Consider the following 10,495-nt stretch of genomic DNA (forward strand, 5'->3'; position numbering starts at 1 on the left):
CAAGTCCGGGGAAAATGCGGTGGGTGCTTTCACGACTTTCAGCGCCACGGCGTTTCCGCCTGGCGGTATGAGAGGTGTGCGGGAGGCCGGCGACTGCCTGCCGGCATGTTTTCTAAGTGTGTGTGACAGGCACTTGCCTCCCGCACGCGGAGATTTCCCGAACGCTCTCGCCCCCGTTTCCAATCCGGCCGGTACTCAGGTCGGGCGTTTAGTGCCGTCAGACCGGGCCGGACGCCCTGCCGGAGCTCGGGATGTCACCCCCTCGCGCGGACAGGCTCCGCAAACCTCCGGGCACAAGGGACTGAGCTCGCGCCTCTCTTCCCGGAAGTCGAGGAGGAGTCTCTCACAGGTTTTGGGGGTGGGGATAAGTGGGGCGCGGTCAGCACGCCCTCTCCCTGGGGAGAGGGTGGCGCGCATGCGCCGGGAGAGGGGGAAATCCCGGTGCTTGGAGGTAATCCCGAAGATCTCGCCGATCCCCCTCATCCGCCGCTTCGCGGCACCTTCTCCCCGGGGAGAAGGGGGGGTGTTAATCCTGTTTCAGCACCCCCTCTCCCCCACCGGGGAGAGGGATAAAGGGTGAGGGGCGTGCGGCGTCAGCCGCACTAAGGAATAGGTTTTGGTGGCGCTCACGCGCTGCCCCTCATCCGGTTTCAGCACCCCCTCTCCCCGGTGGGAGAGAAGGGGTAAACGCCGCCCACCCCTTGCCCGCATCCCCCGCTGCGCACTATCCAGTCTTCAACCAAGCTGGAGATGTGAATGTCCCGTCCGATTGATGGTCCGCGGCTGGCGCCGCGTGACGGATCTGCGCCGAAGAAACTGGTGATCTTCCTGCACGGCTACGGCTCGAACGGGGATGATCTGATTTCTCTGGGGCAGATGTGGGCGCGGGATTTGCCGCATGTGCAGTGGATCTCGCCGAATGCGCCGGACCCGGTGCCGGGGGCACCCAATGGCTATCAATGGTTCCCGATCTCCAATCTCGATCCCAGGCGGATCGAGGAGGGGGCAGCGATGGCCGGACCGGTCGTGGATGCCTTCATCGACCAGGAATTGGCGCGCTATCAGCTCACCGAATCCGATCTCGTCCTGTGCGGTTTTTCCCAGGGCACGATGCTCTCCCTGCAGGCCGGGCTGCGCCGCAAACGGCCGCTGGCCGGGATCATGGGCTTCTCCGGCGCCCTGCCGGGCGGGGCGAAGCTGAAGGAGGACATGGCCTCCAAACCGCCGATCATGCTGATCCATGGCGACCAGGACCAGGTCCTGCCGCTGGGCTTCATGTTCGATGCGCTCGAACATATCGCCGCCGCCGGCCATGGCGCCCAATGGCATATCTCCCAGGGCATTCCCCACTCGATTGGTGAGGATGGCTTGAAGCTCGGCGGCCGCTTCATCGGGAAGGCGCTGGCGGGCCAACTCGCCTGACATCCAAGATTCTCAAGAGCGTCATAGGACTGACACGCGAACAGGAGTAACCTTCTTTCAAGCGCGGGAGGCGAATCGATTCGTTCAAGCGAATCCGGCTCTTGCGTGCGACAGGAGGTGAGCTTTCAGGACGCTTGTCCAAAAGACACACCCCCTCGGTTTCTGGCTCAACCGACCGGTTTGGGCCGGTCTCGATGAGGGAGGTCGCCATGCAGGTGCTTGAACGCGCGCCGCAGGGAATGCCCTGTCTGGTCCTGAATGCGGACTTCCAGCCCCTGAGTTACTGGCCGCTTTCCACCTGGCCCTGGCAGGAGGCAATCAAGAATGTCTTCCTGGAACGGGTGGCGGTGATCTCGCACTATGACGAGGTCGTCCACTCCCCCAGTTTCGAGATGCATGTGCCCTCGGTGGTCGCTCTGCGCGAATACATCCACCAGGACCGCTCTCCCGCCTTTACCCGATACAATGTCTGGCTCCGCGACGGGTTCCAGTGCGCCTATTGCGGCAAGGAAGGTGTCGACCAGCTGACCTTTGACCATGTCATTCCGCGCCGGGCCGGCGGCAAGACGAGCTGGGACAATATCGTGGCCGCCTGCGGGCCCTGCAATCTCAAGAAGGGCGGACGCACCCCGCGCGAGGCGGGCATGCCGCTGCGCCGGCCGCCGCAACGTCCTTCCATGTATGAGCTGCAATCCCAGGGCCGCAAATTCCCGCCGAAATTCCTCCACGAGAGCTGGCTGGACTATCTCTACTGGGATATCGAGCTGGAGCGCTGATCCGCTCGCCTAGGCGGCCTGCACATTCTCCAGGAAGTCGCGGATCTCGGTTTCCAGGCGGACCGACATCTCGTTGAGTTCCGTGGCCGAGGCCAGGACGCCGGACGCCGTCGTCGAATTGGTGGCGATGGCATCGCGCACATCCGAGACATTCTGGGAGACCGACTGGGTCCCGTCGGCAGCATGCTGGACGTTGGAGGCAATTTCCGAGGTCGCGGCGCTCTGCTGTTCCACGGCTGTCGCGATGGAATTGGCGATGCCGACCAGTTCATCAATGGCCAGGGAGACCGTGTCGATCGCTTCAGCGGAGGCATCCGTGGCGGACTGGATGGCATGGATCTGGCCGGCGATCTCATTGGTGGCCGCATCGGTCTGCGAGGCCAGGGCCTTCACTTCCTGCGCGACGATGGCGAAGCCCTTGCCGGCCTCACCGGCGCGGGCGGCCTCGATCGTGGCATTCAGGGCCAGAAGATTGGTCTGTTCGGCGATCTGCTGGATCAGGGCGATGACATCACCGATCCGGCGGGCCGTTTCGGACAGATCGCGGACCTGGCTGACCGTGGCGGAAACCCGGTCGCGGGCGGCGCTGGCCTGGGTTGAGGACTCAGACGCCTGGCGACCGATTTCGCGCACCGTGACCGACATTTCCTCGGTGGCCGCGGCGACGGACTGGACATTGCCGGTCGCGGTGACGGAGGCCTCGGCAGCCGTGCGGGCCTGATCAGCGGTGTGTTCGGCGGTCTGGCTGAGGGTCTGCGCGGACTGGGTGAATTCCGTGGCGGCGCTGGACAGGGTGGCGATGATTTCCGACGCGGTGTCGCGGAAGCCGGCGACCAGGCCGTCAATGCGTTCGCGGCGTTGCTGTTCGCGTTCGTCGGACTGGGACTTGGCCAGGTCAGCCGCGGCCTTTTCCAGACCATTCCTGCGGAACTGATCGACGGCGCGCGCCAGGGAGCCCACCTCGTCCTGCGCGGTCTGGTAGGGGACATCAGTTTCGAACTCGCCATGCCCGATGCTCTCGGTGGCGGCGCAGATTTCCTGCAGCGGGCGGGCGACACGGCGGGCAAGCCACAGGCCCAGTCCACCGATGACGATGACAGAGACGAGGGTCAGGCCGGCGATCGCCCATTGCAGGCGGCGGGCTGGTGCCATCGCGGCGCTGACCGCTTCGGTCACGGCGATACCCCATTCCACACCGTGGAAGTCGAGATTCTGCGTGGCCGCAATGACGCGGACATCGTGGTAATCGGTCAGCTCGGTCGTATCGCCGGAGCCGGACAGGGCATGGCTGACCAGTTCGGAGGGAATGCGGGTGTTCAGGATGGCATCATCTTCGGCAAAGCGGGCCTGGGTCCGAAGAAGGCCGCCCTCGCCGAAGGCATAGGCTTCGCCCGTCTCGGTCAGGCCGGCTTCCATGCCCATCACCGCGTTCAGACGGTCGATCGGCATCTGGAAGGCCAGAACGCCCATCACCTGCCCGGCTTCATCATGGAGCGGGGTCGAGATGAAGCTGGCCGGCGCGCCATGGCTGGGTGCGTAGGGGGCGAAGTCGAAGAATTGGACGCTGTCTGGCGCCGCCGACACGGCCGTTTGGAAGGCCTGGCCCAGACCGCTGTCGCGATATTCGCCGGTCCGGAGATTGGTGGCGTAGTCCAGTTCCTTGAAGACGGAATAGACCAGATCGCCCTGCGCATCGAAGAGGAAGATGTCGTAATAGCCCCGTTCACGCAGGAAGGTGCGGAACCAGGGGTGATAACGCGCATGCGCCTGGGAATAGGCGGAACCGTCACTGGCCGCGTCGAGATTTTCCTTCTCGCCCAGGGGGAAGGGATTCTGGGTGATGTAGAGGTCCTGCAGGCGGGTTTGGGCATTGCTGCCCATGGCGTCCCAGCCGGCTGTGAAAGCGGACAGGGCTGCGTGCGTATTGGGGTTGGAGGCCGTCAGGGTCAGATCGGCTTCGATACTCTCCAGATAGTCGGCCAGCATGCCCCGGCGCTCGCTGGCCAGCGCGGAAAGGCGCAGTTCAGCGGCCGCGCGTGATGCGGATCGGCTCTCCAGCGTGGCAGCGGTGCCGAGCACGGCGCCCAGGGCCACACAACCGGCCACAACGATCAGTCCGAACTTCCAGGTCAAAGAGAGATGGCGCATCACAATTCCCAAGCAAGACAAGCCCCGATGCGCTGCAGACTGGCTGCTGATTTCTTAACGGCCAGTTGTAATTTGAGACAAATAAAATCTTACTCAAAAGCCATGTATTTCAGGCTCGAAGGGTTTATGGAACGGGGTTCGCGTGATGCCTGACTCGTCTCTATGGGTATTCAAAATTCGCGCTCAGCAGCCTAGTAGCATAATATTTCGACCAGTTTTCCAGAGGTGATCGGGGTGTTCCGGGCGCGTGCCAAAACCGCTATCACAAATAGTGGTTTTTGACATACTTAGAACACTAAGTATTTTCGCTGAAAAAAAATGCACATCGGGCCAGAAAAATTGAAATTCAATCGGCCCGGACATGATCCACAACCCAGTTCTCGTCCGGTTGGGGCGGCAGGAAATGGGCCGTGAACTGATCAAATATCGCGTCCGAAGTCTCGTATTCGTGTGAGCCTTCCGCATTGCGGGCACGCAGCCGCGCCTTGCAGATATCATCCGGCACATCGATCCAGTGCAGCACGGCATCAGCGTCGGCGGCGTCCACGATGGAGCGGGCCCAGTCGCGACGCGCGCGGGTATTGGCGTGGAAGTCGAGCACCACGCTCAAACCTTCGTGCAGAATGGCGGTGACATGCGGTTTCAGGGCCGCTTCCAGCCGGGCAGAGCGGTTCCGGAAGTCCTCCAGCGTGTGGATTTCATCGGGATACAGGGCCGCCATGAAGGCGTCTTCGCTGATCAGGAGTGTGTGTTCCGCTTCACCGAGCTGCCGGGCCAGGGTCGACTTGCCGGACGCGATCTTGCCGCACAGAAGATGCAGGACCGGGCGGCTCATGGTCTAGAGCGCGACTTCAAGCCAGGGCAGTTCTCGGCCCTTGAACACGTCCGAGGGCCGCATGGCCACGCGACGGGCACCCATATGGATATAGGCCGGCTCGGCATAGGGGTCGGACAGGATGGTCATCACCGTGTCGCCGGCCGCGCGCAGCTTGTCCTTGGCATCCTCGAACAAGGCCCGGCCCGCGCCGGTCCCTATGGCGTCCGGAGAGACGAAGAGGAGATCCAGTGTGCCCTTGGAACTGCCCGGTTCGATCTGGCAGACGCCCAGCAGCGTGCCATCCTCAAGCTCGGCCACTGTGGTGTGGCCGGCCGCAATCGCCTCGGAGGTGATCTTCAGATAGGGCGAGACCGCCGCCATGAAGGCGGCATCATAACCCCAATAGGCCTTGGACTTCAGGCAGAGCTGGGAGAGCGCCTCTTCCTCGCCCGGTCGGGCAGGGCGAAGGGTCAGCGCACCCATCGGCTAGACCGAGGCCTCGCCGACGGCACCGTGGCAATGCTTGTACTTCTTGCCGGAACCGCACGGGCAGGCCTGGTTGCGGGCCACACGGCCCCAGGTCTCCGGATTGGCCGGATCGATCTTCTGGGCAGAGCGCGGCGCGGTCATGCGCGGCATGCGGGCGGCAGCGGCACCGGGAGCCGCGCCGGCCGGCGGTGCCATCTCATTGCGGCCCGTGCTCGGATCGATATGGGTTTCCTTCATGCCTTCGGGCTGCTGCGGCGGCGCCGGCGGGCGCTCGAAGCGGATCAGCATGAGCTGGCGGGTCACCTCACCGCGCAGACTGTCCATCATGTGTTCGAACAGGGAGAAGGCCTCGCTCTTGAACTCGTTGAGCGGATTGCGCTGGGCGTAGGAACGCAGGCCGATCATGGAGCGCATGGCATCCAGATTCTGCAGGTGCTCGCGCCAATTGATGTCGATGGCCTGCAGCAGGATGGATTTCTCGATCCGGCGCATCAGTTCCGGGCCGGCCGTGGCGGCCTTCTCGGCGAAGGCGCGGTCGGCCGCGGAGGTGATGCGCTCGAGGATTTCCTCGTCGGCAATGCCTTCTTCCTTCGCCCAGTCGGCGATCGGCAGGTCCAGGCCCAGCTGGTCTTTCACCTCATTGGTCAGGCCTTCCACATCCCACTGGTCGGCATAGGCCTTGGGCGGGATATGGGCCTCGACGAGGTCCTCGACCGTTTGCTGGCGCATGTCCTTGATCACGTCGGACACGTCGTCGGAGGTCATGAATTCGATGCGCTGCTCGAACACGGCCTTGCGCTGGTCATTCATCACGTCGTCGTATTTCAGGACATTCTTGCGGATGTCGAAATTGCGCTGCTCGACCTTCTTCTGGGAGGTCTCCAGGGCCTTGGACATCCAGGGGTGTTCGATGGCCTCCCCCTCTTTCATGCCCAGCGTGCGCATGATGCCGTCCAGACGTTCCGGTGCGAAAATGCGCAGCAGATCGTCCTGCACGGAAATGTAGAATTTGGACCGGCCCGGATCGCCCTGACGGCCCGTCCGGCCGCGCAGCTGGTTATCGATCCGGCGGCTTTCATGGCGCTCCGTGCCCAGCACGAAGAGACCGCCCGCATCCAAAGCCTGCTTTTTGGCGTCGGCGATTTCCGACTTCAGCTTGTCGGTCTGTTTGGCGATCTCGATCTCGGTCGGTTCTTTGCCCTTTTCCGCCTGCTCGGCCTTCCAGGCTTCCAGACGCATGTCCAGATTGCCGCCCAGCTGGATGTCGGTACCGCGGCCGGCCATATTGGTGGCGATCGTCACGGCGCCCGGCACACCGGCATCAGCGATGATATAGGCTTCCTGCTCGTGATAGCGGGCGTTGAGCACCTGGTGCTTGATCTTCGCCTTGGTCAGGAGTTCGGAGAGAAGTTCCGACTTCTCGATCGAGGCCGTACCAACCAGGACCGGCTGGCCCCGCTTCACCGCGTCTTTGATTTCCGCGATGACGGCGTCGTATTTTTCCTTGGCGGTCCGGAAGACGCTGTCTTCCTCGTCGATCCGCGCAATCGGCCGGTTGGTCGGGATCTCGACCACGCCCAGCTTGTAGATGTCGAAGAATTCGTCGGCCTCGGTGAGGGCGGTACCGGTCATGCCGGCGAGGCTCTCATACAGACGGAAATAATTCTGGAAGGTGACCGAGGCGAGGGTCTGGTTCTCCGGCTGGATCTCCGTGCCTTCCTTGGCCTCGATCGCCTGGTGCAGGCCGTCCGACAGGCGGCGGCCCGGCATCATGCGGCCGGTGAATTCATCGATCAGGACAACGGCATTGTCCTTGATGATGTAATCCTTGTCCTTGACGAAGATCTTGTGCGCCTTGAGCGCCTGGTTGACGTGGTGGACGACGGAGATGTTCTCCACATCATACAGGTCCGCATCATCCTTCAGCAGGTCATGCTCGCGCAGCAGGTCCTCGATCTTCTCATTGCCCTCTTCGGTGAGGAGAATGGAACGGGCCTTTTCGTCGATCTCGTAGCAATCCTCGTCCAGCAGTGGGATCAGCTTGTCGATCGCCTGGTAGAATTGCGTCCGGTCCTCGGTGCGGCCGGAAATGATCAGCGGTGTACGGGCTTCGTCGATCAGGATGGAGTCGACCTCGTCGACGATGGCAAAGCCATGGCCGCGCTGCACCATCTCCTCGACGGAGTATTTCATGTTGTCGCGCAGATAATCGAAGCCGAGCTCGTTATTCGTCGCGTAGGTCACGTCGCAGGCATAGGCCTCGCGGCGTTCCGGGTCGGTCATGCCGTGCGCGATCACGCCGGTCTTCATGCCCAGCTGGGCGAACACTTTGCCCATCCATTCGCTGTCGCGCGTGGCCAGATAGTCGTTGACCGTCACGACATGGACGGCCTTGCCGGTCAGCGCGTTGAGATAGGAGGGCAGTGTGGCGACGAGGGTCTTGCCCTCACCCGTCTTCATTTCGGCGATGGAGCCTTCATGCAGCACCATGCCGCCCATCAGCTGGACATCATAGGGACGCAGGCCCAGGGCGCGCTTGGCGGCTTCGCGCACCGCGGCAAAGGCTTCCGGCAGGAGGGCGTCGAGCTTCTCGCCCTTGGCGACCCGCTCGCGGAACTCGGTGGTCTTGGCCTTGAGCGCCTCATCGCTGAGGGCTTCGAAATCCGGCTCCAGCGCGTTGATCTTGTCGATCACGGGCCGCATGCGGCGGAGTTTGCGATCGTTGTCGGTACCGAAAATCTTGCGGGCTATGGACAGCATGTGCTCTGGCTTTTGTACGACTACGACGCCACCGGCCATCGGGTCCGTCCCGAGAGCCAAGGACGCCAGCATTGCTTTGAAACGTTTAGGTGACTTAAGGATGGGGAGTAGGGGTGTCAATCAAGCCGCACCGTATGCGCGAAGCGGCATTGGCGCCTAAAGGATTGTTGGCGTGATGAATCTGCCCAAATTGCCCTTACTGCTCTTGGTGTTTTCGGGCCTCGCCTCCTGCGGCCCTGCGCCGCGGGAAGCCGCGCCTGAACCGGCTGAAACCGGGGCTGTTTTGTCGCCGGACGAGCTTGATCCGGTGGTGGCCCGCGTCGACGGTACGGTGATCCGCCGGTCTGACGTGGAACGCGAAGCCCTGGCGCAGGCCGAGGACGAGACCACGCCGCCCGCACCGGACGATGAGGAATTCCAGCGCGTGCTGGAGGAGTTGATCGATCAGCGCCTGCTGGCCCTGGAGGCCCGTCGCCGCGGACTGCACCAGTCCGAGGAAGCCCGCCGCCGCATGGCTCTGGCCGAGGAACGCATACTGGGCAATGTCCTCGTCGAGACCGCCCTCAATGATGCCGTCACAGAAGACACCATCCAGCGCATCTATCAGGAACAGATCCGTCTCATCCAGCTGGGCGAGGAAGTCCGGGCCCGGCACATTCTGGTCGATACGCGCGAGGAAGCCGACGCCATCGCCCAATTGCTGGCCGATGGCCGCGACTTCGCCGAGCTCGCCGTGGCGCTGAGCCAGGACCCGGCGACCCGTCTGGAAGGCGGGGATCTGGGCTATTTCACGCGCCAGGGCATTCTCCCCAGTTTCGGGGCTGTGGCCTTTGCCACGCCGGAGGGGGAAGTGTCTGCCCCCTTCCAGACCGAGTCCGGCTGGCACATCCTGCAGGTCGTGGACCGCCGCCGTCAGCCGCCGCCCTCGCTGGCGCAGATGCGCCCCAACATCATCCAGTTCTACACCTATGATCAGCTGGAAGCCCTGGTGGAAGGCCTGCGCGAGGATGCGGAGATTGAGCGGATCGACTTGCCGGTCGACGATGTGGAAGAGCAGGACGCGGATGCGCCTCTGGAACTGCAACCGGAACCGGACAATTTGGACTCACCCGGTTAAGCCCGCATTCACTGGCTTTCTGCACGCGTCCTTAAGGGAGTTTAGGCATAATGACGGCTGTTGGCCCCAAACCGGTGATCCATGTCGCCGCCTGCGCCCTGATCGATACGGATGGCCGTATCCTGCTGGCGCGGCGTCCCGAGGGAAAACCGATGGCGGGGCTTTGGGAATTTCCCGGCGGCAAGATCGAGCCGGGAGAAACGCCGGAGCAGGCTGTGGTGCGAGAGCTGCGAGAAGAGCTGGGTGTGGAACCGTGCGAACGGTGCCTGCACCCCTTTGCCTTCGTCTCGCATCCCTATGACGACTTCCACATCGTCATGCCGCTTTTCCTGTGCCGCACCTGGGACGGTTTCCCGCAACCGCGCGAGGGCCAGGAATTGACCTGGGTCCGCAAGGAAAAACTCATGGACTTCGCCATGCCGGCCGCCGACCGGCCGCTGGCAGCAGAGTTGAGGGACCGGTTGGTATGATGGACAGACTGCGCCAGTTCGCCCGCAATGAAAGCGGTGCCACCGCGATCGAATACGCCATGATCGGCGTCATCGTCTCCATCGCCGCCGTCGCCGGCCTGATGATCATCGGCCCCACCGTGATGGCCATGTTCACGGAAGCCGGTTCGGCGTTTTAGGGCGGTTTTCGGTTACATTTCCGCGCACAAATCCCCTCTCCCCCGGGGAGAGGGTGGCGCGCATGCGCCGGGAGAGGGGGAAATCCCGGTTTGGGCGAGTTCGGCAAGACCTCGCCATACCCCCTCATCCGCCCTTTCAGGGCACCTTCTCCCCGGGGAGAAGGGGGTAGCGCAGGAATTTCAAACAAGTCCCCATTTTTCCCGGAAGCGCGGAGCGCTGTCAGGAAAAAATGGCTGATGAGGGAAGCTTTCCTCCCCATGCCATGGGGAGGGGGACCGCGGAGCGGTGGAGGGGCCGCCGGGTGAGGCCCGGCGGCCTCGGGTTCTCTTGCAGAAGC

General features: G+C 63.2%; 9 protein-coding genes. 5 read left to right on the plus strand and 4 right to left on the minus strand.

What is annotated here, in order from left to right:
* Nucleotides 1-756 precede the first annotated feature (756 nt).
* Together I0K07_RS15440 and I0K07_RS15445 are read left to right on the plus strand one after the other, a co-directional pair.
* Complete coding sequence (locus tag I0K07_RS15440) at nucleotides 757-1,422, plus strand: alpha/beta hydrolase (protein WP_203295037.1); 666 nt, start codon at nucleotides 757-759, stop codon at nucleotides 1,420-1,422.
* Between the two features lie 209 nt (nucleotides 1,423-1,631).
* Complete coding sequence (locus tag I0K07_RS15445) at nucleotides 1,632-2,198, plus strand: HNH endonuclease (RefSeq protein ID WP_203295040.1); 567 nt, start codon at nucleotides 1,632-1,634, stop codon at nucleotides 2,196-2,198.
* A 9-nt stretch (nucleotides 2,199-2,207) separates the two neighbouring features.
* On the opposite strand, the gene I0K07_RS15450 is transcribed toward I0K07_RS15445, so the two are convergent.
* From I0K07_RS15450 to secA, 4 genes are all read right to left on the minus strand, one after another.
* The gene (locus tag I0K07_RS15450) at nucleotides 2,208-4,346 is read right to left on the minus strand and encodes a methyl-accepting chemotaxis protein (RefSeq protein WP_203295042.1); all 2,139 of its coding nucleotides are present in this window, start codon (nucleotides 4,344-4,346) and stop codon (nucleotides 2,208-2,210) included.
* A gap of 346 nt (nucleotides 4,347-4,692) precedes the next feature.
* On the minus strand, nucleotides 4,693-5,181 hold the full coding sequence (locus tag I0K07_RS15455) for a P-loop nucleotide/nucleoside kinase family protein (protein WP_203295044.1): 489 nt from the start codon (nucleotides 5,179-5,181) through the stop codon (nucleotides 4,693-4,695).
* 3 nt (nucleotides 5,182-5,184) lie between these two features.
* Nucleotides 5,185-5,646, minus strand: coding sequence for a GNAT family N-acetyltransferase (locus I0K07_RS15460; RefSeq protein WP_203295046.1), 462 nt, complete (start codon nucleotides 5,644-5,646; stop codon nucleotides 5,185-5,187).
* Between the two features lie 3 nt (nucleotides 5,647-5,649).
* Complete coding sequence (gene secA / locus I0K07_RS15465) at nucleotides 5,650-8,412, minus strand: preprotein translocase subunit SecA (protein WP_203295048.1); 2,763 nt, start codon at nucleotides 8,410-8,412, stop codon at nucleotides 5,650-5,652.
* A 175-nt stretch (nucleotides 8,413-8,587) separates the two neighbouring features.
* Between secA and I0K07_RS15470 the strand changes: the two genes are divergently transcribed.
* From I0K07_RS15470 to I0K07_RS15480, 3 genes are read left to right on the plus strand one after another with little or no spacing between them, the layout of a single operon-like run.
* Nucleotides 8,588-9,529, plus strand: coding sequence for a peptidylprolyl isomerase (locus tag I0K07_RS15470; protein ID WP_238934966.1), 942 nt, complete (start codon nucleotides 8,588-8,590; stop codon nucleotides 9,527-9,529).
* A gap of 50 nt (nucleotides 9,530-9,579) precedes the next feature.
* A complete protein-coding gene (mutT, locus tag I0K07_RS15475) occupies nucleotides 9,580-9,999 on the plus strand; it encodes an 8-oxo-dGTP diphosphatase MutT (protein ID WP_203295052.1) in 420 nt (139 codons plus the stop codon).
* Nucleotides 9,996-10,157 carry a Flp family type IVb pilin gene (locus I0K07_RS15480; RefSeq protein ID WP_203295054.1) on the plus strand — a complete coding sequence of 54 codons (162 nt, stop codon included), beginning with the start codon at nucleotides 9,996-9,998 and terminating at the stop codon, nucleotides 10,155-10,157. Before mutT ends, I0K07_RS15480 begins: the two co-directional genes overlap by 4 nt.
* The last annotated feature ends 338 nt before the right edge of the window (nucleotides 10,158-10,495 follow it).

This window comes from Maricaulis parjimensis (assembly GCF_016817355.1).
In the GTDB taxonomy this organism is placed as follows: Bacteria; Pseudomonadota; Alphaproteobacteria; order Caulobacterales; family Maricaulaceae; genus Maricaulis; species Maricaulis parjimensis.